The 26,882-nt window shown below is 58.6% G+C and carries 24 protein-coding genes; 10 read left to right on the top strand and 14 right to left on the bottom strand.

Annotated features, from left to right (window positions below; translation table 11 throughout):
• Window positions 1-182: 182 nt before the first annotated feature.
• The 4 genes from ahpC to secA all read right to left on the bottom strand — a co-directional run bounded on the left by ahpC (window position 183) and on the right by secA (window position 6,041).
• A complete protein-coding gene (ahpC, locus tag EA797_RS21380; protein WP_102837994.1) occupies window positions 183-746 on the bottom strand; it encodes an alkyl hydroperoxide reductase subunit C in 564 nt (187 codons plus the stop codon).
• Window positions 747-954: 208 nt separating this feature from the next.
• Complete coding sequence (locus EA797_RS21375; RefSeq protein WP_122168966.1) at window positions 955-1,896, bottom strand: Nudix family hydrolase; 942 nt, start codon at window positions 1,894-1,896, stop codon at window positions 955-957.
• Between the two features lie 75 nt (window positions 1,897-1,971).
• Complete coding sequence (gene argJ, locus EA797_RS21370) at window positions 1,972-3,189, bottom strand: bifunctional glutamate N-acetyltransferase/amino-acid acetyltransferase ArgJ (protein ID WP_122168964.1); 1,218 nt, start codon at window positions 3,187-3,189, stop codon at window positions 1,972-1,974.
• A gap of 113 nt (window positions 3,190-3,302) precedes the next feature.
• Window positions 3,303-6,041: a preprotein translocase subunit SecA gene (gene secA, locus EA797_RS21365; protein ID WP_122168962.1), complete on the bottom strand. Its 2,739-nt coding sequence runs from the start codon at window positions 6,039-6,041 to the stop codon at window positions 3,303-3,305.
• Window positions 6,042-6,348: 307 nt separating this feature from the next.
• Here secA and EA797_RS21360 point away from each other — a divergent pair, with 307 nt between their 5' ends.
• The 4 genes from EA797_RS21360 (at window position 6,349) to EA797_RS21345 (ending at window position 8,137) form a co-directional block, all read left to right on the top strand.
• Window positions 6,349-6,810 (top strand): DUF721 domain-containing protein, encoded by a 462-nt coding sequence (locus tag EA797_RS21360; RefSeq protein ID WP_122168960.1) that lies wholly within the window; start codon window positions 6,349-6,351, stop codon window positions 6,808-6,810.
• 126 nt (window positions 6,811-6,936) lie between these two features.
• The gene (locus tag EA797_RS21355; RefSeq protein WP_122168958.1) at window positions 6,937-7,401 is read left to right on the top strand and encodes a multidrug transporter; all 465 of its coding nucleotides are present in this window, start codon (window positions 6,937-6,939) and stop codon (window positions 7,399-7,401) included.
• Window positions 7,402-7,494: 93 nt separating this feature from the next.
• Complete coding sequence (locus EA797_RS21350; RefSeq protein ID WP_122168956.1) at window positions 7,495-7,755, top strand: YebG family protein; 261 nt, start codon at window positions 7,495-7,497, stop codon at window positions 7,753-7,755.
• A 112-nt stretch (window positions 7,756-7,867) separates the two neighbouring features.
• The gene (locus EA797_RS21345; protein ID WP_122168954.1) at window positions 7,868-8,137 is read left to right on the top strand and encodes a DUF3509 domain-containing protein; all 270 of its coding nucleotides are present in this window, start codon (window positions 7,868-7,870) and stop codon (window positions 8,135-8,137) included.
• A gap of 136 nt (window positions 8,138-8,273) precedes the next feature.
• Here the strand turns inward: EA797_RS21345 and EA797_RS21340 are convergent, their stop codons facing one another.
• The 4 genes from EA797_RS21340 to EA797_RS21325 all read right to left on the bottom strand — a co-directional run bounded on the left by EA797_RS21340 (window position 8,274) and on the right by EA797_RS21325 (window position 15,520).
• Window positions 8,274-10,895: a LuxR C-terminal-related transcriptional regulator gene (locus EA797_RS21340; protein WP_122168952.1), complete on the bottom strand. Its 2,622-nt coding sequence runs from the start codon at window positions 10,893-10,895 to the stop codon at window positions 8,274-8,276.
• A gap of 265 nt (window positions 10,896-11,160) precedes the next feature.
• Window positions 11,161-12,522 carry a DUF1329 domain-containing protein gene (locus tag EA797_RS21335; protein ID WP_122168950.1) on the bottom strand — a complete coding sequence of 454 codons (1,362 nt, stop codon included), beginning with the start codon at window positions 12,520-12,522 and terminating at the stop codon, window positions 11,161-11,163.
• A 111-nt stretch (window positions 12,523-12,633) separates the two neighbouring features.
• Window positions 12,634-14,436, bottom strand: coding sequence for a DUF1302 domain-containing protein (locus EA797_RS21330; protein ID WP_122168948.1), 1,803 nt, complete (start codon window positions 14,434-14,436; stop codon window positions 12,634-12,636).
• Window positions 14,437-14,962: 526 nt separating this feature from the next.
• Window positions 14,963-15,520, bottom strand: coding sequence for a hypoxanthine-guanine phosphoribosyltransferase (locus EA797_RS21325; protein ID WP_122168946.1), 558 nt, complete (start codon window positions 15,518-15,520; stop codon window positions 14,963-14,965).
• Window positions 15,521-15,695: 175 nt separating this feature from the next.
• Here EA797_RS21325 and upp point away from each other — a divergent pair, with 175 nt between their 5' ends.
• The 3 genes from upp to EA797_RS21310 all read left to right on the top strand — a co-directional run bounded on the left by upp (window position 15,696) and on the right by EA797_RS21310 (window position 18,004).
• Complete coding sequence (gene upp, locus EA797_RS21320; protein WP_122168944.1) at window positions 15,696-16,334, top strand: uracil phosphoribosyltransferase; 639 nt, start codon at window positions 15,696-15,698, stop codon at window positions 16,332-16,334.
• Window positions 16,335-16,336: 2 nt separating this feature from the next.
• Window positions 16,337-17,599 (top strand): uracil-xanthine permease family protein, encoded by a 1,263-nt coding sequence (locus tag EA797_RS21315; protein WP_122168942.1) that lies wholly within the window; start codon window positions 16,337-16,339, stop codon window positions 17,597-17,599.
• 84 nt (window positions 17,600-17,683) lie between these two features.
• Complete coding sequence (locus EA797_RS21310; protein WP_122168940.1) at window positions 17,684-18,004, top strand: YkgJ family cysteine cluster protein; 321 nt, start codon at window positions 17,684-17,686, stop codon at window positions 18,002-18,004.
• Between the two features lie 39 nt (window positions 18,005-18,043).
• On the opposite strand, the gene EA797_RS21305 is transcribed toward EA797_RS21310, so the two are convergent.
• The 6 genes from EA797_RS21305 to hemA form a co-directional block, all read right to left on the bottom strand.
• Window positions 18,044-18,562 carry an acyloxyacyl hydrolase gene (locus EA797_RS21305; RefSeq protein ID WP_122168938.1) on the bottom strand — a complete coding sequence of 173 codons (519 nt, stop codon included), beginning with the start codon at window positions 18,560-18,562 and terminating at the stop codon, window positions 18,044-18,046.
• A gap of 84 nt (window positions 18,563-18,646) precedes the next feature.
• Window positions 18,647-19,438: a glutamate racemase gene (gene murI / locus EA797_RS21300; protein ID WP_122168936.1), complete on the bottom strand. Its 792-nt coding sequence runs from the start codon at window positions 19,436-19,438 to the stop codon at window positions 18,647-18,649.
• Entirely contained in the window at window positions 19,431-20,186 is a 756-nt protein-coding gene (locus EA797_RS21295; RefSeq protein WP_122168972.1) for a molybdopterin-synthase adenylyltransferase MoeB, read from the bottom strand. The genes murI and EA797_RS21295 overlap by 8 nt, the downstream gene beginning before the upstream one ends.
• 20 nt (window positions 20,187-20,206) lie before the next feature.
• A complete protein-coding gene (gene prmC, locus EA797_RS21290; protein WP_122168934.1) occupies window positions 20,207-21,034 on the bottom strand; it encodes a peptide chain release factor N(5)-glutamine methyltransferase in 828 nt (275 codons plus the stop codon).
• Between the two features lie 105 nt (window positions 21,035-21,139).
• Window positions 21,140-22,222, bottom strand: coding sequence for a peptide chain release factor 1 (gene prfA / locus EA797_RS21285; protein ID WP_122168932.1), 1,083 nt, complete (start codon window positions 22,220-22,222; stop codon window positions 21,140-21,142).
• The gene (hemA, locus tag EA797_RS21280; RefSeq protein WP_122168970.1) at window positions 22,219-23,487 is read right to left on the bottom strand and encodes a glutamyl-tRNA reductase; all 1,269 of its coding nucleotides are present in this window, start codon (window positions 23,485-23,487) and stop codon (window positions 22,219-22,221) included. Before hemA ends, prfA begins: the two co-directional genes overlap by 4 nt.
• 181 nt (window positions 23,488-23,668) lie before the next feature.
• Between hemA and EA797_RS21275 the strand changes: the two genes are divergently transcribed.
• From EA797_RS21275 to ispE, 3 genes are read left to right on the top strand one after another with little or no spacing between them, the layout of a single operon-like run.
• Window positions 23,669-25,396, top strand: a complete 1,728-nt coding sequence (locus tag EA797_RS21275) for a tetratricopeptide repeat protein (RefSeq protein WP_122168968.1) — start codon at window positions 23,669-23,671, stop codon at window positions 25,394-25,396.
• A gap of 3 nt (window positions 25,397-25,399) precedes the next feature.
• Window positions 25,400-26,020, top strand: coding sequence for a lipoprotein insertase outer membrane protein LolB (gene lolB, locus EA797_RS21270; protein WP_122168930.1), 621 nt, complete (start codon window positions 25,400-25,402; stop codon window positions 26,018-26,020).
• Window positions 26,020-26,880 (top strand): 4-(cytidine 5'-diphospho)-2-C-methyl-D-erythritol kinase, encoded by an 861-nt coding sequence (ispE, locus tag EA797_RS21265; protein ID WP_122168928.1) that lies wholly within the window; start codon window positions 26,020-26,022, stop codon window positions 26,878-26,880. The genes lolB and ispE overlap by 1 nt, the downstream gene beginning before the upstream one ends.
• Window positions 26,881-26,882: the final 2 nt, after the last annotated feature.

The following is a 26,882-nucleotide window of genomic DNA, read 5'->3' as shown; positions in this document are numbered from 1 at the left end:
AGGTAGGTTTTCAGTTGCGCTTTGAGATTGGAGTCCAACATGAGCAGCGATCCCCTTCTTGCAGAATTCAGGTAATAAAACGCCCGGACGGTTCACGCCCAGGCGTTGGAGCTCGGATCGATGAGTCGTCCGAAATACAGCACAGTGGACGCTGCGACCAAGCGCAGCGCCCGGAAGGCCGTTTAGATCTTGCCGACCAGGTCCAGCGACGGGGCCAGAGTGGCTTCGCCTTCTTTCCACTTGGCTGGGCACACTTCGCCCGGGTGAGCAGCGGTGTACTGAGCGGCCTTCAGCTTGCGCAGAGTCTCGGAGACGTCGCGAGCGATCTCGTTGGAATGGATCTCAACGGTCTTGATCACGCCTTCCGGGTTAATCAGGAAGGTGCCACGCAGTGCCAGACCTTCTTCAGCGATATGTACGCCGAAAGCGTTGGTCAGCTGGTGAGTCGGGTCGCCGATCAGCGGGAACTGAGCCTTGCCTACTGCGGGGGAAGTCTCGTGCCATACCTTGTGAGAGAAGTGGGTATCGGTGGTGACGATGTACACCTCGGTACCGGCCTTCTGAAACTCAGCGTAGCTGTTGGCAGCGTCTTCGATCTCGGTAGGGCAGTTGAAAGTAAAGGCTGCCGGCATGAAGATCAGTACCGACCACTTGCCCTTGAGGGACTCTTCGGTGACTTCGATGAACTTGCCATTGTGAAAAGCGTTGACTTTGAATGGCTGAACTTGGGTGTTGATCAGAGACATCTACTAACTCCTCGGGGGGTTAAGAACTTTAACGGCCGCTACGATAACGCAGGGGACCGCATAAGGTTAATTGATTGAGGAAATCACTGCGATAGTAATTGACTATCATAATTCCTCATGAGCAACATCATCGGGTACGACATCGATTTCGACTGGCAATTCGACAATCAAGGCTGGCAGACATATCCAGCCCTGGCCTCACGCACGCTCAGTCAGGCCAGAACGCCCGGATACCTGCCACGCCCTGGGCGCCTACTCGCAATGCCTGAGCCAGATCACGTGGCCCAAGGCCACCCAGCAAATAGGCGGGTTGGCCGAATCCAGCCAACAATTCGGCGGCGCGGTGCCATCCTAGTGCCTGCGCATCCGGATGGGTCGCGGTAGGCAGTATCGGCGACACCGTGACGAAATCAACCCCCAGCTCCGCCGCCAGTTCTATTTCGGCCTCATCGTGGCATGACGCTGCCAGCCAGCGACTCGAAGCTATCGGCCTACCCTTTCCCGCATGCTGGCGGATCTGCTGAGCAGTGAGATGCCAGCCTGCAGCCGGAAAATCGCGCGCCCATTCCAAAGGCCCTTTGAGCATCACCTTTGCCCGGCCGGCACATAGGCTGAGAACCTCACTTGCCAAAGCCCGATAGGCCAGCCCGTCCAGCGACGTCGAACGCAACTGGATAAGCCGCACGCCAGCGTCGAGGGCCAATGCCAAGCCGCCGATCAACTCTGGTGGGGATAGGTGGTCCGGGGTGATGAGGTAATGGTCCGGCAGACGCGCTGCTGCGACGATGGCCCGATTGGCGGCAGGGAAACTGAAACCCGGCAGGTCTTCTGGATGCACCCAAGCCAATGGCTGACCCTCGGCACCGTGCGGCTCGCCGGAGAATGCCAGCACTTCCCAGACATCCAACAGAACCTGCTTGTCGGGATAGTCGTGCGTGATCTTGATCAGCGGCCGCGCTGCCGTCACACCGATGCCCAACTCTTCCGCCAGCTCCCGACCAAGCGCCGCCTCAGCTGTCTCGCCCGCCTCGACCTTGCCGCCAGGAAACTCCCATAGCCCGCCCTGATGCTTGTCCAGCGAACGCTTGGCGATCAGCACATGGCCGTCGCCGCTGCGTATCACGCCCGCAGCCACATGGACCCGCTTCATTCCGCGGCTCCACGCGACAATCCGTACGGCTCCCTGTGCGGGCAGGGCATCAGCGAGCGAACCGGCCTCGCTGCATCAGGTGCGGTATTCAGCATTGATACGCACATACTCGTGTGACAAATCAGTGGTCCAGATAGTCTCGCTGCACTTACCTCGTCCCAGCTCGATGCGGATCTCGATTTCTGCTTCAGCCATGACGGCGGCGCCCTGCTCTTCCGTATAACTGGGAGAGCGACCACCCCGGCTGGCAATGCAGACCGCGCCAAGGTAGACATCGATCTTGCTCACATCCAGTTCAGGCACACCTGCGCGGCCGACCGCTGCGAGAATACGTCCCCAGTTGGGATCGGAGGCGAACAGCGCTGTCTTGATCAGTGGCGAATGAGCGACGGCATAGCCCACGTCCAGACACTCCTGATGGTTTGCACCGCCATTGACCACTACCGTGACGAACTTGGTGGCGCCCTCGCCATCGCGCACGATGGACTGCGCCACTTCCATACTCACCTCGAATACGGCCTGCTTTAGCTTGGTGAACAACTCTCCCTTGGCCTCGGTGACTTCCGGAGCCGCCGCCTTGCCGGTTGCTATCAGCATGCAGCAGTCGTTGGTGGAGGTGTCGCCATCGATGGTGATGCGGTTGAAGGACTTGTTGGCCGCGTCACGCAGCAAGTCTTGCAGCACACCCTGGCTAACCTTGGCATCGGTCGCAATGTAGCCAAGCATGGTGGCCATATTCGGGCGGATCATGCCAGCACCTTTGGAAATACCGGTAACGGTGATGGTGACGCCCTGATGTTCGAACTGTCGGCTGGCACCCTTCGGCAAGGTGTCAGTGGTCATGATGCCGGTAGCCGCTTCGGCCCAGTGATTTTCACTCAGATCCGCCAGGGCGGCAGGCAACGCGGCTTCGATCTTGTCTACTGGTAGCGGCTCACCGATGACTCCGGTCGAGAACGGCAGAATGGAGTTTTCATCGATGCCCGCCAGTTTGGCAAGGCTGGCGCAGCTACGAATCGCAGCCTGCATGCCCGGCTCACCAGTGCCGGCGTTCGCATTGCCGGTGTTTGTCAAAAGGTAACGAACGGTCCCTTGAGTACGCTGCTTGGCCAGAATCACCGGTGCAGCGCAAAAAGCGTTCAGAGTGAACACGCCCGCAACTGTCGAACCTTCTGCACAGCGCATTACGACGACATCCTTGCGTCCCGGCCGCTTGATACCAGCAGAGGCGATACCAAGCTCAAAACCGGGAACCGGATGCAGTGTGGGTAAGGGACCAAGACCTACAGCCATTGATGCACTCCTCAGAACGATTGGATGGCCTTCAGCCACCTAGAAAAGCAGGGAGAAAAACGCCGCGAGCGGCTAAGCCGGTCGCGGCGTGGAGTCACAGAGTACAGGGCCGCTTATTGAACCTGTCCATGACAGTGCTTGTACTTTTTACCGGAGCCACATGGGCAGGGTTCATTACGCCCGATCTTCTGCTCGGTGCGGACGGGCGCGGTTGCGGCTGCAACGCCACCCTCGGCTTCTGACTGCTCCTCGGCAGGCTCCAGCGCAGATACCTCCTCATGCTGGAATTGCATGCGTTGCGCCAGCTCCTCGGCCTCACGGCGCAGACGCTGTTCTTCCTCGACGGGGTCCTCCCGACGCACCTGCACGTGGGATAGCACGCGGATGCTGTCGCGCTTGATGGACTCCAGCAGATCCTGGAACAGGGCGAACGACTCGCGCTTGTACTCCTGCTTGGGGTTCTTCTGCGCGTAGCCACGCAGATGAATGCCGTGACGCAAGTGGTCCATTGTGGACAGATGATCCTTCCAGAGGTCATCCAGCACTCGCAGCACAATCTGCTTCTCGAAGGTGCGCAGCGCCTCGGCGCCGGCCAGCTCTTCTTTCTCGTGGTAGGCCGCTACGAGGGCCTCGAGAATGCGCTCGCGAAGGGTTTCCTCGTACAGCTTTTCATCGTCGTCGAGCCACTGCTGGACCGGCAAGCGCGTACCGAAATCGCTGTACAACACTGCCTCCAGACCGGCGATATCCCACTGCTCTGGCAGCGATTGTGGCGGAATATGCTGACTGATCGCGTGATCAAGGGCCTCGCGGCGGAATTCGCTGATGGTTTCGCCGATCTCCTCAGCGGCCAGCAGACTGTTACGCATGTGGTAGATGACTTTGCGCTGCTCGTTGGCGACATCGTCGTATTCGAGCAACTGCTTGCGCATGTCGAAGTTGCGGCCTTCGACCTTGCGCTGGGCCTTCTCGATGGCATTGGTGACCATGCGATGCTCGATGGCTTCTCCGGATTCCATACCCAGCGCTTTCATGAAGTTCTTCACCCGATCGGAGGCGAAGATACGCATCAGGCTGTCTTCCAGCGACAGGTAGAAGCGGCTCGAACCGGCATCACCTTGGCGACCGGCACGGCCGCGCAACTGGTTGTCGATACGGCGCGACTCGTGACGTTCGGAGGCGATTACATGCAGGCCACCCGCCTCGAGGACCGCATGGTGACGCTTCTGCCAGTCGGCCTTGATCTGCGCGACCTGCTCGTCGGTGGGGTTCTCCAGCGCTGCGACTTCGACTTCCCAGTTGCCACCAAGCAAGATGTCGGTACCCCGACCAGCCATGTTGGTCGCAATGGTGACGGCACCAGGACGACCCGCCTGGGCGATGATCTCGGCTTCCTTGTCGTGATGCTTGGCGTTGAGCACCTTGTGTTCGATGCCCTCCTTTTCCAGCAGGCGCGATACGTACTCGGAGCTCTCGATCGTCGCAGTACCGACCAATACCGGACGGCCATTGTTCTGGCAGTCCTTGATGTCGGTGATGATCGCAGCGAACTTCTCTTCCTGGGTCAGATAGACCAGGTCGTTGTAATCCTTGCGTGCCAGCGGCTTGTTGGTCGGGATCACCATTACTGGCAGGCTGTAAATCTGCATGAACTCGAAGGCTTCGGTGTCGGCGGTGCCGGTCATACCCGACAGCTTCTTGTACAGGCGGAAGTAATTCTGGAAGGTTGTCGAGGCCAAGGTCTGGCTTTCGGGCTGAATCGGCAAGCCTTCCTTAGCCTCGATGGCCTGGTGCAGGCCTTCGGACAGACGCCGTCCCGGCATGGTCCGGCCGGTGTGCTCATCGATCAGCAGCACCTGGTTGTTCTGCACGATATATTCGACGTTGCGATGGAACAGCTTGTGCGCCCGAAGGCTGGAGTAAACGTGCGTCAGCAGTCCTAGATTGTGCGCCGAGTAGAGGCTCTCGCCCTCGGCGAGCAGACCCGCCTTGGTCAGCATCTCTTCGACGAATTGGTGGCCCTGTTCGTTGAGCTCGACCTGACGTGTCTTCTCATCGATGCTGAAGTGGCCTTCCTGGGTGACGACGCCTTCCTCTTCCTCGATGTGCTGCTTGAGCAACGGGATCAGCTGGTTGATCTGCTGATAGAGCTTGGAGCTGTCTTCAGCCTGCCCGGAAATGATGAGCGGTGTCCGAGCCTCGTCGATCAGGATCGAGTCCACCTCGTCGATGACCGCGAAGTTGAGCTCGCGCTGATTCTTCTCTTCGAGGCTGAACGCCATGTTATCGCGCAGGTAGTCGAAGCCGAATTCGTTGTTGGTGCCGTAGGTGATATCGGAGGCATAGGCTGCACGCTTTTCCTCCGGCGGCTGGAAGGGGGTAACGATGCCCACGGTCAGACCGAGAAACTCATAAAGTGGTCGCATCCAGTTGGCATCACGACGCGCCAGGTAATCGTTCACCGTGACGACGTGGACGCCTTTACCGGCGAGAGCGTTGAGATAGACCGCAAGGGTCGCCACCAGCGTCTTACCTTCACCGGTACGCATCTCGGCAATCTTGCCCTCGTGCAGGGTCATGCCACCGATAAGCTGCACGTCAAAGTGACGCATCCCCATTACACGCTTGCCCGCTTCGCGGCATACAGCGAAGGCTTCCGGCAGGATCTGATCGAGGGTCTCGCCTTGGCCGAGGCGGGCCTTGAAATCTAAGGTCTTGCTCCGTAGTTGCTCATCGGAGAGAGACAGCATCTGCTCTTCGAGCGCATTGACGGACTGGACCGCCTTGAGCATGCGCTTGACCTCACGGTCATTCTTGCTACCAAAGAGCTTCTTCATTAAAGGCGCGAACATATCGACAAAGACTTCCATGCTGGGGATGGAGGCACGGCCGCAGGGCCACCACGGCTGCGTGCAAAGGGGGCATTCTACTCGGAAACGTCAGAGAGGAAAGGTGCCCACTGCGCAGCTATTGTCGCTCCCGGGGGCGCAGCCCCGGCGATCGAACAATCGAGCCGGCGACTTTATGGGCAATGTGCCAGCATCGCTCGCCCCAAGGTCTGCCGGATATCGCGAGGCATTTGCGGCGCTTGAAGCTAGGCAGCTCAGAGCCCAAGGAGGCTTCTGCTAACATGGCCGCTTACGTCAACGAGTCCTCGCCATGTCGTTTCGCCCACAGCCGGCCCGAGCTCCCGCGTCGCTTCTACGTGAAGCCAAACCGCTAAAAGCGTTGTTTGGAGAAACAAGAAGGCTTGACCGTTTGCAACAGTTGGTAGAAAGCCAGCTGCAGCCGGCGGCCCGCGAATTCTGTCGGGTAGCCTCCTGGCGCGAAGGGACCCTCCTGCTGATAGTCACCGATGGTCATTGGGCAACGCGCCTGCGATACCAGCAACGCCGCTTGCAGCGGCAGCTATTGGCGCTTGAACCGTTCAGAGAGCTGACACGTATCCAGTTCAAGGTTCAGCCTCCCGATCCCCCCCGGCACAAGCCCGGCCCGGCTCCAGAGCTGTCAGTTCGCGCGGCCGACAATATCCAGGAGACAGCGCGAGGTATCGCTGATCCGAAACTCAAGGCGGCGCTGGAGCGGCTCGCCAGCCACGCTCGCCCCGTCTCGGATGATTGACTGGCATCCTTGTCGCACGCTGTGGCGAAGTGCGCCGTGCAAGCTGCCGGAATCGCAGGTTAGGATGCGTTCAGAATTCGCTTATATCGAGGTAACGATGCTCATCCATCCGAAGAGCCATTCGCCATGTTGATTGGAGCCCTGCTGGTCGTCACCTGGGTAATTCTCCTGATCCGTTACCCGCTTCGAGCCGCACCGATTTCGCTCGGTGCTCTGCTGGGGCTGGGACTGGTCGCGGCATGGGTGATATGGCAGGAGCAGCGTGGGGAGCAACTTCTCGCCCAGCTCGAATTACGTATGGCCTACGCCCCGAGCGACTGCCCAGCGGGGCATCCTCTGCACATCACACTTGAAAACCATAGCACCAAGCCGCTGCGCAGCCTGCGCTGGGAAGTGGCAGCTTACTCATCCGGCTCGAATCTGAATCTGGTCACCTCGAACTACGACTCTCCACAGTATCGAGGCCCAGGGGACCTGCAACCCGGGCAGCGTTGGAATTCCTGCGCGCCACTGCCACCGTTACGTTCGGGATATCGAAGCGGCAACCTCGAATTTCGTGCCGAGCGACTTCAAGGGCAGTTCGCTGACTGAGCCACATTTTTAACCGCGCGACTTTGCAATACGGACCATTCAGCTTAATCTGTATGGATAAACAGTATTCGTTCATTTGAGCCGAGGTGGTAGATGGCCGTCGAAGTGGTGTACCGCAGCAGCCGGGACCTGGAGCGCTTGTTCATGGATAAAGCCGAAGCCGATCGTCACGACAAGATGCTTGAGTTGGCCGAGGCGCTTGCATCAGCCCTTCAAAACGCCGCACCTACCCTGAGTGAGAAACAGGCTGATGACCTGGGGATTTTCATGGCCCGCCACCGGGAGCTGTTTGCAAGAGCATTCAAGAACAACCCCGAAGCACTGGCTGAGCTTCCGGCACTAGAGAAGAATTGATCATTGCCACTCTGAGGCTGCTTCCTTTTGCCGCGGCGAACATGCCCAGTGGGCGAAACTAGTTATTCGCGAATCGGTCCATTGGGTGCAGTCATCCAATCAGGTAACCGGCATGGACAGTCCATTCAAGAAAATCAGCGATGTGTTTCAGCCAGACTACAACGTCAATTTCAGCATTGCGAAGCCTGACGGTAGTATTCTGCTTACGCTGACTGGCGCCACTGGCGTGGCGGTCAAGCGGTTCATTAGCTCAAGCCAGTGGCGGGATCAGCAGCAACTTGAACGGCTAATCACCAGCTTGCAGTTCAGCCTGGCGATAGAGCGAGGCGATCAGAATAGCGCTTACCGCTTGACCAAACACTCGCTCAGTGCCGCCCAATAAGACCAGCCTGACTGCCTGCAGGCTCTGCTGAACCCGTTGCAATTCCTCTCGATTAGAACAATAAGATCCTCAGTTACCAGACTAAACGTACTTGTAAGTGCGGAGATGTCCCGTGGGCGCGGAGACTGGGCTCGCTTTACAGCCAGGCCAATGCCTTCGCTCGGGCGACCGCCTGTGTGCGCCTGGCTACGCCCATCTTCGTATTGATGCGTCGCGCATGAGTTTTAACCGTGTGCAGGGAGATGAAGAGCTGTTCTGCGATTTCCTGGTTCGAGCAACCTTGAGCGATTAGTCGAAGCACTGTTAGCTCCCGGTTGCTGAGTATCATCTCCTCGCTCGAAGCTATCAGCTCCTCCGGCTCGCGCTCGAATTGCAGCAGACGGTCCCGCAGACTTTCGTCTTTACCAGTAGGCAGTACCTTACCTAGCCATTGCGGTTGGCGGTGCTGCAACTCATACAGCGGCTTGACCAGATGCTGCCGCGACGCTTCGCCAAGGGCCTTGCGCAGCTCCAGGTCTGCCTCAGCAAGCTGGCCATCGAGTTGCAGCGCTTCGGCAAGCGTGAAACGGCATTCACAAGCCAGGCCAAGCCGCTGTGAACGCAAATTCTGTTCGATCAATTCACGCAGCGTATCGATGGCCAATACGCAGCGCCCGGAGAGCATGTCGACCACGGCAAGATAGCGTTGGACCCGGGGCAACAGCTCGTAGAACCCTGAAGGCGCCAGATAGGTATGACCGTCGTACAACTCCAGAATCTGCAGGAAGCCCGACTTGGCTTTTTTCAGTTGCCCTTGATACAGCCAGGTCACTGCGGTAATCAATGGCAGGATTCCGCGAAATCGTGCCTCGGGCACATGCCGCCACTGGGTCAGACGCTCAGCTTCGCGCAACCAGTGATAAGCCGTCGGTAATTCCTGGTTGCGAGCCGCCAACTCGGCCAGGCCTGCATAGCCAAAGAAGACATAGGAATCACCGCAGGTTTCTGTTTCCATTCGCCCTTGTTGATAGGCTTCCCGTGCCCCCTCATCGAGCCCTTGATATGCCAGCAGGTGCCCTTGCAGCAGCTTCAATCGTCCGATAATGGGGCTATGCCTGACGTTATCACGCAGCACAAGCAGTGATTCCTCGAGCACCCCGACGGCCCGCTCGAACTCACCGGTTATTTCGAGCAGCTGTATCCGGTCTACATTGAGCATCGCTTCATACAGCACGCTGCCCTTGAGCCGCGCAAGCTTCATGCCTTCGCTGTTGTACTGCTGAGCCAACTCGAGCTGACTGTCGGCCATAGCCTGCTGTGATAATGCTTGATAGCAGAGTACCCGCTGCGCCCAGGCATGATCGGACAGCACTTCGAGTGCCTGAAGACAGTAGCTTCTTGCTTCTGGCTCGCCACGCAATCGCGCAAGGAACCCCCGAAGCGCTTGCCACTGTGCCAGCAGCTGGGCCTGGCGGCGGGCATCAGGCTGCGGGAAGAATTTAGCCAGGTCAGCGAGGCAATCTTCCACCTCGTCGAGACGTGCAGAAATGATCAATGCCCAGCCGTGCAATACGATCAGCCGAGTCGTACTGTTGAACAGATCCTGAGGCAGCTCGCTCCGCCATTTCATGAAATGCGAAACGTTGTCGCCGATCAGCAACTGCTCTTGGCCGTACCGCTGCAAGAAGTTTGCAGCGACCTCTGGCTGTCCTGCCCAAAGCGCGTGCTCCACGGCTTCCCGCATTTCGCCGCGGTTAGCGAACCATTGGCAGGCTCGCAAGTGTGTCTGGGTAGGCGACACGGCTTCGGGCATCCGCTGCAACATCAACGCCATCGGGCGCCACAAGCGAAACCATTCCCCACAGTTATCGATCTGACGGATGAAGAGTTGAAACGTCTTCAGCACATCGAGGATGTCAGCCCCGATGCCATCGAGAATATGTTCGCAGAGCTTCGATGAAAATCGCGGCATGCGTGCCAGTGAGAACAAGGCCCTGCGGACATCCTCGCTCTGCCCATCCAGTACCTCTTTATGTACGTAATCGCGCAGTAGCGGTGTGCCAGCCACCAACCGCTCCCGGACAGCCTGCTCATCAGCGCTCAACAAGAGCAGGCTGACGCCAGCCAGCCACCCCTCACTGCCATTCAACAGTTGCTTGAAGGTATCTTCAGCCAGCTCCAACCGATGCACGCGTAACAGCTGCCTCAACTCCGAACCAGTAAGCGCCAGCGCCTCGGCCTCCAACTCGAAAAGGTCGCCCTGGAGCAGAAGCCTGGGCAGCTTCCAGGCGGGCTGTCGGCGACTGCTCACCCACCAGCTAACGGACTCAGGCCCCCTTTCGAGAAGCAGATCGAGGCAGGCATCGAATTGAGCGGTAGCCTCTCGAGGATAGTCGTCGAGCATGATCCACAATGGCCGTGGAAATTCATCCAGCAAGATAGTCAGATCTTGCTGAGCATTACCACTTGCCGGGGCCGCGTAATTCAGCACTTTACTGAGCTGAAGATAAAGCGCTTCGGCGGTGAAGGACCGACCACCCAAGTCAAGCCAGACGAGGTGAGTGTCGGCAGGCACTAGCCGAGCACATTCATTCATCAGCACACTTTTCCCGAAACCCGCTGGCGCGCAGATCAAACGCAGGCGACACCGAGCCTCAAGGAGCGCTTCCACGAGCCTTGGCCTGGGGACATGAAGAGGAGGAAGACGTGGAATGGTCGCAACTTGAACCTGCGCGGCGGCTTCTGTGCTGAGGGCACCAGGGTTGAAGCGTACGGACATAGCGAGGTTTCTCTTATTCGTATCAGTCCATTGAGAATGCGATGAGCGCTACCATCCGACCCACTCCGGGGTCGAAATCTGATAATTGCGGCACCTTGCGCCGTAATAACCTGCACGATTGCAGCTCTTTTGTCGAATCGCTGCACTCATGCCGAGCGGTTCACTGCCTTTCGCCTGCAATGGCTAAAAAGTATCACCCTCGCTATGCCAGAAACAAAAAAGGCGGCCTATCGGCCGCCTTATTCACCTTTGAAATGCTAGCTGATCAACGCACCCCAGCGTTACGCAGCGCAGCCGGAGTGAAATCCCGGGCCGATGCTTTGTAACCGAATTCATGGGCTTTCTCTTCGTTGCTCATGCCGATCGCGATGTAACGACCAGAAATCACGTCGTAGAGCGCCTCGAAGGCATAAGCCGGTACCTGATGCTGATAATACTGCAGCAGGTGAGCCTCACCTACACGCCAGAGCTGCCCGCGGCCGTCATAAAGCTCGGACTGCACGATCTGCCAGGTATCTTCGTCCACAAAGAAGCGTCGCTTGGCGTAGATATTACGCTCGCCATTTTTAAGATTGGCTTCAATCTCCCATACGCGGTGCAATTCGTATCGAGCCATATCCTGATTGACGTGACCCGCCTTCAGGATGTCGCTGTACTTCGCCTCGCTGGAGTTGATCTCATAGCTGTTATAAGGGATATAAAGCTCTTTTTTACCAACCAGCTTCCAGTCATAACGATCCGGCGCGCCACTGAACATGTCGAAGTTATCGGTGGTACGCATGCCGTCTGCTGCAGTGCCTGGGCCGTCATATGCAACCTGTGGCGCACGACGCACGCGACGCTGGCCGGCGTTGTAGATCCAGGCCTGACGTGGCTCTTTGACCTGGTCGAGCGAGTCATGCACCAGCAAGACGTTGCCCGCCAGACGCGAAGGAGCGGTGACCCGCTGTTTGAAGAACAGCAATGCGTTCTTGGCGCGCTCGGCATCCAGGTCCGTCATGTCACTGGGAAACGCAACCTCGTCCTCGAAATGCACCAGGGTGTAGCTGCCGTTGGTTTGCGGAGTCGCTTGCACGATGTTGCGGCGTACGTTGCCACCCCGATAGCGGGTGATGTGGTTCCACACCACTTCCAGACCAGTCTTGGGGATGGGAAACGCGTAGTAGCGGCTGTCTGAGAAGTTGGCAATTCCATTACCGCCATCCACCAGCTCGGTATTCAGAGCGCTCTTCTTGGCCGCTTCGTATATCCGATCAGGCACAGCGGCACTGCGATGGGTTGGAAACACGCGTATCTTGTAGGTTTCCGGATATCGTTTGAACATGGCCTGCTGGCCTGCCGTCAGCTTGTCCTTGTATTGATCGACATTCTGAGCGGTGATTACGAATTGCGGCTGCTCGTTCTTGAACGGGTTGGTCAGGTGCCCATTGTTCAAAGGCGCCGCGTCGGTGCTTAAACCGCCGGTCCATGCTGGGATGGTTCCATCGGCGTTACCTGCCTTTTCGGCACCCAGCGGGGTCAGCTCATTACCCAGCCTGGCGGCTTCCTCAGGTGATACCGCAGCCATCACGCTACTTGCCAGTAGCGAGAAGGCCAAGACACTGAATAGTTTTGTTGTTGTTTTCATACGCTTCCAGTTCCTCTTGATCTTGTTTTGGCCGGAGGCCTTGCATGCAGCCCTGACGCCAGCGGAGCCCTTCGAACACTGCTCCGCATGGCGATATCTTTAAGCGCCCCCTTAGAAGTTCATGCCCACGCTAAGAGCGAGGAAGTCACGGTCCACCAGCGTGTTGTAGTCGCCGCCGAAGAAATCGGTGTACGACAGGCTGGCTGTGTAAGCGTTCTGATAAACGGCGTCGATACCAACGCTGACTGCTTTGGAGCCCTCGTTGAACAGGCCGTTAGGGCCATAGCCGTTTACATCGTGAGAGAACGAAACGTTTGGCGTAAGGTTCACACCGGCAAATACGTTGCTGTAGTCCGCCAACGCGCGTAGGCGATAGCCCCAAGAGTTTGCGGTAACGAAGCCGTCATTGCCGTACTCAGGTGTATCGAGGCCATAAATGGAATCTCGGCCATAGCGAAGATCGCTTTTGCTTTCGAGCCCGCCGACGTGCGTGTAGCCCACTTCGCCAACTAGAGTAACCCGACCCGCACCCAAGACTTGGTCTATGAAGTGCGTGAACGTTGTCTGAACCTGAGTTACTTCTTTGCGATTGTATCCCTTGTGCTCCCTTCCCGCCGTGCCCAACGCTGCAGCCGCACCTGCAAGCCCACCGCCTGCGGCAGCCGCAGCCCCTGCAACGCTTGTAGCCAGCCGCCCAGTCATGTCCGTTGTATTGATTTGAACCGGAAGATTTGGCCTATAACTAATCTCGCCCGACCATGCAGTACCGGTAGGCAATGTAGTTGAAAAGCTAGCGCCATACAGTCGGATATCTTCTGGATATTCTAGGAAGTATTCGCCGTTACTAAGCAGAATTGGTTGTGCCAATGCGCTAGTACCAGGAGAAATTGCGGCCAGGATCGATGCCCGCCCAGCATTACGCATATTGAGATTAGGAGTACGGCTATGGTAGTTCATGGCATAAAGGCCATATTCCGTGGCGTCGCCTAGCCAGCGCATTGCAAGGCCATATTGACCTGAATCGCGGGCGTCACGGTCCCCCCCCCTACTTACCAGCAATCCTTCACGCTCTACATCGATACCAAGAGCGGCGCGAGTTGCCGCCGGCAACGCCAACAAGTTGTTGACTGCAGCCGCACCGAGGATGTTGTAGTTACTATCACACCCGTCAGCAACTACGTCCGCGCTTGAAAAGAATGTGCCGCAATTGTCGGCTATAGTTTGGTCCCACTCCAACTGATAAAACGCCTCCATGCTGAGGCGGTCGCTCAAACTCTGAGAGACATAAAGCATATTAACCGGAATCAAGCCCTCTTTGATTTCTGCACCTGGCCGACGAAAAGCCGCTGCATCTAGAGGGTTGATGGCGTTAATCGAGTTACCAATAAAGGTACTTTCTCCCCAGCTAACTACTTGCTTGCCCACGCGGACAGTACCGGGAAGCTCACCCAGGTAATAATTGTGGTAGAGAAACGCATCGAGAATCTGAGCGCCTGAAGATTGCGCTGCTTCCTTACGGTTGCTGTCGCTTATGTCCTTGAATAGCCGATTTTCATCCTTCAGTTCGAAGTCGTACCAGTACTTGCCACGGATGAACGCACCGCTATCACGGTAGCGCAACTCAAGATCATGTATACCTTTGAAAATTTTTGAAAAAGTCTCGCCCTTCTTGAAATTCAGACGGCCGTCATCACCGGTTTGCGTGTACCCAGTGCCCCCATTAGCCGAGCCCACCAGGTCCATATCCCGGTCGGTAGTGGACCAACTTGCACCTATGGACATTGAAGAGTCGAACTGACCTTCCACTTCTCCGATATTGAAATTGACTGCGTAAGCCGGTGCGGCGATACCCAAAGAGACCGCGAGGGCCAGAGTCTTGGGCTGGAAGATTCCTTGCCTTGTTGTTTTTGTCATGAGGCGCTCCTGGTTGGTTCGAAGTACGCTCACCCTAACCACACGGAAGCAGGGGGTTAAGCGCACTAAGGTTTGATTTGTTTTGTAATCCTTAAGTATGAACAGCCTTGTCGCAACTGGCCTGCAAACGCTCCCCGTCAAGTTTCGATGCAGGCGCTAGCGAAGCTATCCGAGAGCTTAGCTGCAAGCAACCGTCACGCAACCCCCGATGTAGAGCAGCTGCGACACCGTTTGCGGAAATCGGTGTGCTGGAGTGGGGGCAAATCCTGAATCTATCGAGCCAGAGGGCATGGTGCAGACTATTGATACACTGCCGTACAGCCATCAGCCTCAGGCACAGTTCAACCAGCGTTACCGAAGCGGAACGCCTGAGGCAAAACGAAACAGTGGAAGGAGTCATTGCCCAGCGGGGCGGTGAAGGAAGCGCTCTGGGCGCTACCCTTGCCAGAGGCACGGGATCCACATCACGGCCGGTGCGGAGGCGTGCTCCTCGCAACCGCGCCGTTTAACTGTTGCTGGGGCCTTTTTACATGCCTTTAACGGCGTAGATGCCGGGCGCGTTGCGCCAGTAGCCTTTGTAATCCATGCCATACCCAAATACGTAGCGATCAACGCAACTCAGCCCGACATAATCGGCTTTCAAATCCGGGCGAGCCTTGCGTTCATGATCCTTGTCGACCAATACGGCGGTATGTACGGCAGCCGCGCCCGCATGCCGGCAGAAATCGATGATGGCGCCAAGGGTGTGCCCCTCATCGAGAATGTCATCGATGATCAGCACATCGCGATCCATGAACGAGATTTCCGGCTTGGCTTTCCAGAACAGCTCGCCGCCGCTGGTCTCGTTGCGATAACGCGTGGCGTGCAGGTACGACAGTTCGAGAGGGAAGTGCAGCTTCGGAACGAGCTTGCCGGAGAAGATCAGACCGCCGTTCATGACGCAGAACACCACAGGGTTCCGGTCAGCCAGTTCGGCGTTTATTTTTGCGGCCACAGCGTCGATCGCCGCTTCAACCTCGGCTTCGGCGTAAAGGCAATCGGCTTCAGCCATGATCTGGCGTACGTGTGCAAGATCGGCGGACATGGCGATGCTCCAAAATATGGTGAGATCGAAGCAGCCAGGTCGGCTACCCGTAAATTAAGGGGCGGGACAATACCGATGCGACCCCGGACAGGGCAACCCCTGGCTGACACTTCAATAGCCGCTAACACCCTGATGCATTAATCTACGCCGGTTTATTTGCCCGCCGGAGCCAGCCATGACCATTCGAGAGATCCGCCACCCGCTTATTCGCCACAAACTTGGGCTGATGCGCCGTGCCGATATCAGCACCAAGAACTTCCGCGAACTGGCGCAGGAGGTCGGATCGATCCTGACGTATGAAGCGACGCGCGACCTGCCGTTGGAAAACTACAGCATCGACGGCTGGTGCGGTCCGGTCCAGGTCGAGAAGATTTCGGGTAAGAAGATCACCGTTGTGCCGATCCTGCGAGCCGGTATTGGCATGCTCGACGGTGTACTTAGCCTGATACCTGGTGCCAAGGTCAGTGCGGTAGGCATCGCCAGAAACGAGGAAACTCTGCAGGCACACACCTACCTCGAACGCCTCGTCGACGACCTCGATCAACGCCTGGCAATGATCATCGATCCGATGCTTGCCACCGGCGGATCCATGGTGGCCGCCATCGACATGTTGAAAAAAGCCGGTTGCAAGGAAATACGTGCGTTGGTGCTGGTAGCCGCACCCGAAGGCATCGCTGCAGTTGAAAACGCGCATCCGGACGTCATCATCTATACCGCTTCGATCGACGAACGACTGGACGAAAACGGCTACATCATGCCCGGCCTGGGCGACGCCGGAGACAAAATCTTCGGCACCAAGCAAAAGGACATCTGAGCATGTCGCAGCCCATGGAAGACCCGCTCGGGCGTCAGGTGCTGGCGGGCGCGCAAATGCTGTTCGTTGCTTTCGGCGCGCTGGTATTGATGCCGCTGATCACCGGGATGGATCCCAACGTAGCCTTGTTCACTGCCGGCATCGGCACGCTGCTGTTCCAACTTGTTACCAGGCGCCAAGTGCCCGTATTTCTGGCTTCAAGCTTTGCCTTTATCGCGCCGATAATCGCGGCCAAGAGCGACTTCGGCCTGCCTGCCGTGCTGGGCGGCGTTGTGGCTGCCGGCATCGTCTATATGATCCTGGGCTTCGCGGTTCGCCTGAAAGGCCCGGGATTCATCGATCGCCTGCTGCCTCCGGTGGTGATCGCGCCTGTGATCATTTCCATCGGACTCGCCCTTTCGCCCGTAGCGGTCAATATGGCCATGGGCAAAGCTGGCGACGCCAGCGCTCAGCTGGTGCCATACGAAACGGCGATGATGATTTCAATGCCGGCACTGCTGACCACATTGCTGGTGGCCGTACTGGGCAAGGGACTGTTCCGATTGGTGCCTATCCTGGCGGGCGTTGCGGTGGGCTACGGCTTGTCGTTCGCGTTCGGCGTCGTGGATACCACCGGCATCGTTACGGCCCCATGGCTGGCCGTTCCTAACTTTGTTACCCCGGAATTCCATTGGGGCGCGATCCTGTTCATGGTGCCAGTGGCATTGGCCCCGGCAATCGAACACATCGGCGGCGTCGTGGCGATCGGTGGCGTAACGGGCAAGAACTTCATCAAGAAACCCGGTCTACATCGCACCCTGCTGGGCGACGGCCTGGCGACTTCTGCCGCCGGACTATTCGGCGGCCCGCCCAATACGACCTACGCGGAAGTCACCGGCGCGGTGATGCTGACCAAGAACTACAACCCGAAGGTCATGACCTGGGCTGCGGTATTCGCCATTGTCCTGGCATTCATCGGCAAGTTCGGGGCCGGACTGCTTAGTATTCCGGTACCGGTTATGGGCGGTATTTTGTGCCTGTTGTTCGGCTCGATCGCAGTTGTCGGACTGAGCACGCTGATTCGTCATCAGGTTGATCTGGCAGAAGCGCGCAACCTCATCATCGTGTCGGTAACGCTGGTATTCGGCATCGGTGGCATGGTGTTCGGCTACGGGGAATTCAGCCTGTCAGGCATCTCGCTGTGCGCCATCATCGCCCTGATCCTCAACCTGGTGCTGCCCGGCGGGCAAGGCTGGAAAAACAAGCAGCTCGACGAAAACAGCTGAGCCCATACTGCCGGCAACCAGGGTGCCGGCAGTCTCCCCCCTCATACAAAACACAGCCCCGCGGCAGACGAGTAGACTGCCCTCATGACCTACGCTTCTATTCCACACTACCAACTACCCGATGACAGTGTCAGCTGTTCGACATGCGCAGCCTGCTGCTGCCGACTCGAAGTCATGCTATTCGGAGATACCGAGGTTCCATGGCAGTTCATCCATGAAGATGACTGGGGTGGACAAGTCATGCGCCGCTTGGATGATGGCTGGTGTGCTGCACTCGACCGCGACAGCATGCGGTGCACCATATACGCCCAGCGCCCAATGATTTGCCGCGAATTCGAACTCGGGTCAGAAGAGTGCCTAGAGGAACGCAAGGGCTCCTCAGCGGCTTACCTGGAAGATTGCTGACGGCAGAGATGCACCGTCAGCGCAACCCTGCAGTGGCGCTCAGAATGCGGCGCGGTAGTGCAGCGCGTAACTCTCAATACCATCATTGGGGTTCTTGATGCCGGCGTTGGAGTAGTGAATCGCCCGAATGCCGACTTCATGACCACCTGCGAAGCGCAGACCGGCACCAATACGGTCCTCGAACTGGAACGACGAACCCAGATCGTTATTCTCGACCTCGGTGTTCTCGAAAGCAGCAACGCCTATCCCTGCCTCCAGGTAAGGCTTCACTGACTCGCCCGCAAATTCATATACGAACACGGGTGCCAGCGACACGCTGTGATTGGCGGATGTCTTATCGCCTTCCCAGTAGGTGTAACCCGCATCCCAATAGCCCGTCAGCCGACCAACGCTGGTCTGGAACCAGCTGCGGTTGAAGTCCATCTGCGCGCCGATCCGATAAGTCATCGTGGATTCGCCGGTCTGACCGACGGCAGCAGTGAGATTTAGCGCTTGAGCAGCCGCTACCTGACCCAGTGAAACAGCCGCAACCGCAGCGAGGGAGATCAGTTTCTTCATACGGAATTTCCTTATCAAAACGTAGGCCGCTTGTTAATTGTTCAGTATTACTTAGTTACAGAGCCGTCCTGTCAGCGAGAGTTCCTAAACAGCACAGTACGAAACTGTACCGTTTTCCCCCCAAAGTACTGGTAGAACTGCCGACAATCGCCGTGGATCGCCGCTACTCCAGAAGCGCGACATCGATGGGCCATTGGCCAGCTGATCGAGCCCGGCAAGCACCCTTTCCAGATGCCTGGCGACCGCGGCGCCGGTATCAACCAACGCGACGGATGGGGGCAGCATCTCGCATAACAGGGCTTTGACGAAGGGGTAGTGGGTGCATCCGAGAATGATCGTGTCACAGCCCTGATCGATCAAAGGCCGAACAAAGCCTTCGAGCAGCGCTCGCGTACCAGGCGCGTTTAATTCACCCGCCTCGATGCATTCAACCAAGCCAGGACATGGCTGGGTAATGACACGGACATCACTGGCAAAACGGTCGAGCAATGCGGCAAATTTTGCACTTTTCAATGTGCCCGTTGTAGCAAGCACCCCTACGACACCGGAGCGAGTAGCAAGCGCTGCAGGCTTGACCGCGGGTTCCATCCCTACCAGCGGGAGATCTGGGTATAGCAGACGAAGTTCGGCTATGCCCGCGGCAGTTGCTGTATTGCACGCCACCACCAACGCTTTGGCGCCCTGCCCCAATAGGAAGGCGGCAATCGTGCGGCAACGCTCACGGATGAACTCCGGGCTTTTCTCGCCGTACGGCACGTGGCCGCTGTCGGCCAGGTATAGCAGCGACTCATTAGGGAGGCGCGCACGAATCTCCCTCAGCACCGAAAGGCCACCCACTCCTGAATCGAAGACGCCGACGGGCGCGTTGTCAGCCATTGTGGTTACCGCAAACCGCGCAGCCGGGGTCGCGCTTGACCCTGAGTTCTCGGAAGCGGCTCGAAAGCGCATCAACCAGCAGCAAACGCCCTATCAGCGGCTCTCCGAAGCCGGCCAGCAGCTTGAGCGCTTCGAGCGCTTGCAAACTCCCCAGCATCCCGACCACAGGCCCCAGCACGCCCGCCTCGCTGCATGTAAGTTCAGCTTCGCTCCCATGTCCGTAGAGGCAGTGGTAGCAGGGACTTGTCTCCACCCTGGAATCGAATACCGAGAGCTGCCCTTCCAGGCGTATTGCCGCGCCGCTCACCAGGGGTTTCTTCGCAGCAACGCAGGCCGCATTGACCGCCTCGCGGACGGAAAAGTTGTCCGTGCAATCGAGAACGAGATCCACGGCGGCTACCGCAGCATCAAGAGAGTCGACATCCATCGCCGTGCGGTGAGGGACCAGCCTCGCCAGCGGATTCAGCGCTGACAGTCGAGCTATCGCCGAGTCCACTTTCTGTGCGCCAACGGAGGTCGAATCGTGCAGTACCTGACGCTGCAGATTGGTCAGGTCTACGCTGTCGAAGTCTGCCAGATGCAGCTCGCCGACCCCGGCGGCGGCGAGATACAGCGCTACGGGCGACCCTAGCCCACCGAGTCCTACGATAAGGACCCGGCTCCCCTTGAGCTTCAGCTGCCCCTCGATGTCGACTTGTTTGAGCAGAATCTGCCGGCTATAGCGCAAGAGCTCGTCGTCGCTAAGCATGTCGCCCTCCTGGTGATGATTCATGACCAGCGACCCAGGCTGACTCGTTCGTGGCCGCCAAGATCCTTACAGCTATGAACATCAGCGAACCCCCGTGCGGCAAGCAGCCGGCGCACGTCATCCGCCTGGTCGTAACCGTGCTCCAGAAGCAGCCAGCCACCCAGCGAAAGATGGTCGGGCGCACTTGAGACGATCTGGCGAATGTCGGCCAGACCATCCTCACCAGCCACCAGGGCACTGCCTGGCTCGAAGCGTAGATCGCCCTGCCGCAAATGCGGATCGCACGCCCTGACGTAAGGAGGATTGCTGACGATCATCGCGTAGCGCTGCCCGCCTAGCGCAGAGAACCATTGGCTTTCGAGGAATCGGGCATTAGCCAATTGCAAGCGCGCGGTATTACGAGCTGCCAGCGTAACGGCCTCGGGAATACGGTCGACCCCCGTAACGGACCAGTTAGGTCGGTCATGGGCCAGCGCCAGCGCAATCGCACCGGTACCTGTTCCCAGATCCAGAACGTCAATCGGCGTGGCCGGCAGCAGCCTAAGCGCCGTCTCGACCAGCAGTTCGGTGTCCGGACGCGGAATCAACGTGTGTGGCGCAACTTCCAGATCCAGGCACCAGAATCCCTGTCGACCCAGAATGTAGGCTATCGGCTCACCCAGGCGGCGACGGGCGAGGTCTGCGACGAATCGGGCCTCACAATCGGCCGGGACCTCGCGCTCGGGCCAGGTGCGCAGGTAGCTAGTCGGCTTGCCCAATGCCGCCGCCAACAGCCATTCGGCGTCGAGCCTGGCGCTGGGAGATTCCGGCAAAGTGGCCGCACGTAGCAGGGACTCGATAGAGGACATGGGCGTTTTCGTAGACTCGGATGGCAGACGAAGCTGACCGGTTTCGATTGAACGTGCTCGTAAACGAGGCAGCGAGAGGGCTCGCCATGCCCCGTGACAACGAGGTCAGTCGCCCAGCGCCGCCAGTTGGTCGGCCTGGTACTCTTGCAGCAAGGGTTCAATCACCTGCTCTACCGCACCACCGATCACTTCGTTGAGCGAGTAAAGCGTGAGGTTGATGCGGTGATCGGTAACCCGTCCCTGCGGGAAGTTATAGGTCCGTATCCGCTCGGAGCGGTCACCGGAGCCCACCAACAATTTGCGTGTGTCGGAGATTTCCTTATGCGCAGCGCTGTCCTGCACGTCCTGCAGCTTGGCCGCCAACCACGCCATGGCGCGGGCGCGGTTCTTGTGTTGCGAGCGCTCCTCCTGACATTCGACGACGATGCCGCTGGGCATATGGGTGATGCGTACCGCTGAATCTGTCTTGTTGATGTGCTGACCACCGGCACCGGAGGCGCGATAGGTATCTACACGCAGGTCGGCCGGATTGATCTCGATGGCAATCTGCTCGTCCGGCTCCGGCAGTACCGCCACGGTGCAGGCCGAGGTGTGGATGCGGCCCTGGGATTCGGTTTCCGGAACACGCTGTACGCGATGCGCGCCAGACTCGAACTTGAGCTTGGCAAACACGTTGTCGCCCTCGACTCGCGAGATGACTTCTTTATAACCCCCGTGCTCGCCGGGGCTCTCTGAAAGAATCTCGACGCGCCACCCTTGCCGTTCGGCATAGCGCGAATACATGCGGAACAGATCACCTGAGAAGATCGCCGCCTCGTCACCACCGGTGCCAGCGCGAATCTCCAGATAGACGTTTCGCCCGTCCTTTGGATCTTTTGGCAACAGCATGCGCTGAAGACGCGCTTCGATCTGATCGAGCTTTTCACGCGACTCGGCGACTTCTTCCTCTGCCATCTCGCGAACATCCGGATCGCTATCCTTGAGCAGCGCCTGAGCCCCCTCCAGGTCGGACTGCATCTTGATGAACTCACGGTATGTTGCAATAACCGGCTCGACCTCGGCGTACTCGCGCGAATAGGCACGGAACCGGGTCTGGTCGCTGATCACCTCAGCGTCACCAAGCAGGGCCGTCAGTTCTTCAAAGCGGTCCTGCAGCGTATCGAGTTTGTTGAGCAGCGACGCTTTCATGTTTTGTCCGTGCTGTCCTGAAGGGCGAAGAGCTCCTGAACGATGCTCAGCGCTTCCACACGCCCCTCCGCGGAAAGTTTCTTCAGCTGGACGCTCGGCGCGTGCAGCAGTTTGTTGGTAAGGCCCCGCGCCAGTTGCGCCAGGGCATCTTCGGGTGTAGCGCCATTGGCCAGTAGCCGCTGAGCTCGGAGCATCTCTTCATCGCGAATCCGTTCGGCGTGCTGCCGGTACGCCTTGAGCACATCCACAGCCGCCAGCTCACGCAGCCGAGCCATGAAGTCATCGGTACCGGCGGCAACCAGGCCTTCGGCAGCCTGGGCAGCGCCTTGCCTGCTCTTGAGATTCTCCGCGACGACCTCATGCAGATCATCGACGGTATAGAGGTAGACATCGTCCAGCTCGCCAACCTGCGCTTCTATGTCGCGGGGCACGGCGATGTCGACCATGAACATCGGCTTGTGCTTACGCTTCTTCAAAGCCTGTTCTACGGCGCCTTTGCCGAGAATCGGCAGCTGGCTGGCCGTGGAGCTGATAACGATGTCGCTGTTGTAGAGCTCCAGCGGTATGTCGGCCAGCAGGATCGCGTGGGCGCCGAACTGTTCTGCCAGTGCGCTGGCGCGTTCGAGCGTGCGGTTGGCCACGACAATGCGCTTGACGCCCTGTTCGTGCAAATGGCGGGCAACCAGGGTGATGGTTTCTCCCGCGCCGATCAGCAAGGCCTGGCTGCGATCGAGGTTGGAGAAGATCTGCTTGGCCAGGCTGACCGCGGCAAATGCGACGGAAACCGGGTTCTCGCCAATGGCAGTGTCAGTCCGAACGGTTTTGGCCGTACTGAAGGTCGCCTGAAACAGTCGCCCAAGCAGCGGGCCGACACTTCCGGCTTCACGCGCCACCGCATAAGCGGACTTCATCTGCCCGAGAATCTGCGGCTCGCCAAGCACCATGGAGTCCAACCCGGACGCCACACGCATCATGTGCCGCACCGCCTGGTTGTCGGTGTGCACGTAAGCGCAGGCCTTCAATTCCTCGAGGTTCAGGCGATGATAGTTGGCAAGCCAGGCAAGCACAGCCTCGGCTTCGACCTGCTCCTGCTCCAGATACAGCTCGCTGCGATTGCACGTCGACAGGATCGCAGCCTCTCGCGTCGGCGTGACACGACACAGCTGCTGCAGCGCTTCGACCATCTGCTCGGGCGTGAACGCCACACGCTCGCGCACGTCCACCGATGCGGTCTTGTGATTAATGCCAAGCGCGATGAAAGCCATGCAGGATCGCTGATTCGAAAACGGAGCGCGCGATTCTCCTACTTCGCCTGTCTCAGAACAACCATTGCCCGTCATTGTCTGAATCTGCTTGACCAGCCCCATTCCCTTCAAAGCCGGCCCATGTGCTTGCCTGACCGCTTGTGTCATCATGCCGCGACCGCAGACCAGCCAAATGTTCCCTATGAAAAAACTCCTCGTCCTCAGTGCCGTCCTTTTTCTCGGTGGCTGCCAAAGCTTCATGCAGAGCAATCCCGACAGCGGCCCGCCAGTCGAGGAGAGCGCCCCGCAGCCGGCGCAACCAATCGTCACGGAATACGGCTCGTTCAGCGGCGACACGCTCTATGCCTTGCTGGTGGCTGAACTTGCAGGGCAGCGCAACCGCTTCGATATCGCACTTGGCAACTATGTCCAGCAGGCCAATGCGACCCAGGATGCTGGCGTAGCCGAGCGTGGGTTCCGGATTGCCGAGTACCTCGGCGCAGACCAGGCCGCGCTGGACACCGCGATGATCTGGGCGGACAACGCACCGGAGAACCTCGACGCCCAACGAGCCGCCGCTGTGCAGCTGGCGCGCGCCGGGCGTTATGACGAGTCGCTGAAGTTCATGGAAGAAGTTCTCAAGGGCCAGGGCGACACTCACTTCGACTTTCTCGCCCTTTCTGCCGCAGAAACGGATCCTGACACACGCACTGGCCTGCTCAAGAGTTTCGATCAGCTACTGATCAAGCACCCCGACAACCCTCAGTTGAAGTTCGGCAAAGCCGTTTTGCTGCAGCAGGACGGCCGGCCGGCGGAAGCACTGGCGCTGCTGGAGGAGCAACCCGCTCGTGAGCAGGAAATTCCCTCTATCCTGCTCCAAGCCCGACTTTTGCAAATCCTGGAACGCAGCAAGGACGCCATTCCCCTGCTGGAAGCGAGTCTGCGCCGTCATCCCGAAGAGAAGCGACTTCGGCTGACTTATGCCCGACTGCTGGTGGAACAGGATCGCTTCGATGAAGCCATGGGCGAGTTCGCCACCCTCGTACAGCAATATCCGGACGACGATGACTTACGCTTTTCAATGGCACTGGTGTGCCTAGAGGCCCAGGCCTGGCGCGAAGCCATTGTTTACCTCGAGGAGCTGATCGATCGTGGCAGTCACGTCGACGCAGCCCACTTCAATCTGGGCCGCGCCTACAATCAGTTGGGCCAACACCAACAGGCACTGGCTGCCTTCGCCAAAGTTGGTCCGGGTAACGAGTATCTACCAGCACAGCTTATGCAGGCCGAGCTGCTGTTTTCCCTCGGCCGCAACCAGGAAGCATCCGAGATGCTGGCCAGCGCTCGTGGCGAACAGCCCGACTACGCCATCCAGCTGTTCCTTATCGAGATCGAAGCACTTTCGGGGCAGCAACAGAACGATGCCGCTTGGGACCTGGCCCAACAAGCCCTGGCGCAATTCCCTGACGACCTCAACCTGCTCTATACCCGCGCCATGATCGCCGAGAAACGCGGCAACCTCGGGCTGCTCGAACGAGATCTGCGCTACATCATCGAGCGCGAGCCCGACAACGCCATGGCGCTCAACGCGCTGGGTTATACCCTTGCCGACAGAACCGATCGCCATGAGGAAGCCCTGGCTCTCATCCAGCAGGCTTACCGGCTTAACCCCACTGACGCCGCCATTCTCGACAGCCTCGGCTGGGTGAACTATCGCCTGGGCAATCTGGACGAGGCCGAAAAACAGCTGCGCAAAGCTTATGAGCGTTTCCCGGACCACGAAGTCGCAGCCCACCTCGGCGAAGTGCTGTGGGCGTCCGGAAGCCAGCGAGAGGCTCGGTCCGTCTGGAAGGAAGCGCTGAAGCAACAGCCGGACAGCCCGGTACTGCGCGAGACCATCAAACGCTTGACAGGTTCGGAGAAACCCTGACCCATGAAGCTGATGCGTAACCTGCTAACTCCTATCCTTGCATTGATACTGGCCGGCTGCGCCGGGCTAGGTCCGCAAGAGTCTGTCGAAGGCACAGGCAGCACCGATGAATGGAACACTCACAAGGCCCGAATCGGCACAATCGATGGTTGGCAGATCAGCGGCAAGATCGGCATTCAGGCCCCTCAGGATTCCGGCAGCGGCACCCTGTTCTGGCTGCAGCGTCAGGACTACTTCGACATACGCTTGTCCGGCCCACTGGGTCGTGGTGCGACCCGGCTGACCGGTCGCCCGGATGCTGTTTCACTCGAGGTCGCGGGCCAGGGCCGTTATGAAGCCGAGTCGCCGGAGGCGCTTGTTGAGACTCAACTTGGCTGGCAGCTGCCAGTATCGAATCTGCTCTGGTGGGTGCGCGGCCTACCCTCCCCGGAGAGTCGCAGCAGAGTACAGCTGGACGTCGACGGCCGTCTCGCCAGGCTGCAACAGGATGGCTGGGACGTGGAATATCTGGCCTATAGCGAGGAAGACGGCTACGCCTTGCCATCACGCATCAAGCTCGCGGGCCGGGATTTGAAGATTACCCTTGTGGTCAAGGACTGGCAGCCGCGCCAGCTCGGTCGCTGATGCCCGCACTGACGCTTCCCGCTCCAGCCAAACTCAACCTGATGCTGCACATACTGGGTCGTCGCGCCGACGGCTACCACGAGCTGCAAACGCTGTTCCAGTTCCTCGACCACGGCGATGAGCTTGCTTTCACACCCCGCGCGGACGGCCAGATTCGGCTGAACTCCGAACTGCCGGGCGTCGATCACGACAGCAACCTCATCGTGCGTGCGGCCCGGCTGCTTCAAACCCAGAGTGGATGCGAGCTCGGCGCAGATATCGAACTGGTCAAGCGCTTGCCCATGGGCGGCGGCATCGGTGGTGGCAGCTCGGATGCGGCCACCACCCTGCTAGGCCTCGATCATCTCTGGCAGACACGTCTCGGCGAGGACCGGCTTGCCGAAATAGGCCTGTCGCTGGGAGCGGATGTTCCAGTGTTCGTCAGAGGTCGCGCGGCCTTTGCCGAAGGGGTCGGCGAGCGCCTCGAACCGGTTGAATTGAGCGAGCCCTGGTTCCTCGTAATCGCCCCGCAAGTCTCTGTTAGTACAGCGGAAATATTTTCCGACCCGGAGTTGACACGCAATACCCCGGCCATTACAGTTCGCAGCCTTCTTGCAGGGGGCGGTCGTAATGACTGTCAGCCGGTGGTCGAGAAGCGTTATCCAGAAGTACGTAACGCTTTGAGCTTGTTGAACAATTTTGTTCCAGCAAGAATGACCGGCACTGGAGCTTGTGTGTTTGGGAGCTTCCCAAACAAAGGTGAGGCTGATAGAGTTTGCCGCCAACTTCCAGCCGATTTACCAGCTTTCGTCGCTCAAGGGCGCAACATTTCGATGCTGCACCGAAGGCTTGCGCAACTGGAACAGGAAGTAAGTGGTTAGGT

The sequence above is a fragment of the Stutzerimonas zhaodongensis genome (genome assembly GCF_003696365.1).
Taxonomy (GTDB): domain Bacteria; phylum Pseudomonadota; class Gammaproteobacteria; order Pseudomonadales; family Pseudomonadaceae; genus Stutzerimonas; species Stutzerimonas zhaodongensis.
The sequence above is the reverse complement of the archived record's forward strand: the minus strand, read 5'-3'. Positions and strand labels throughout refer to the sequence as shown.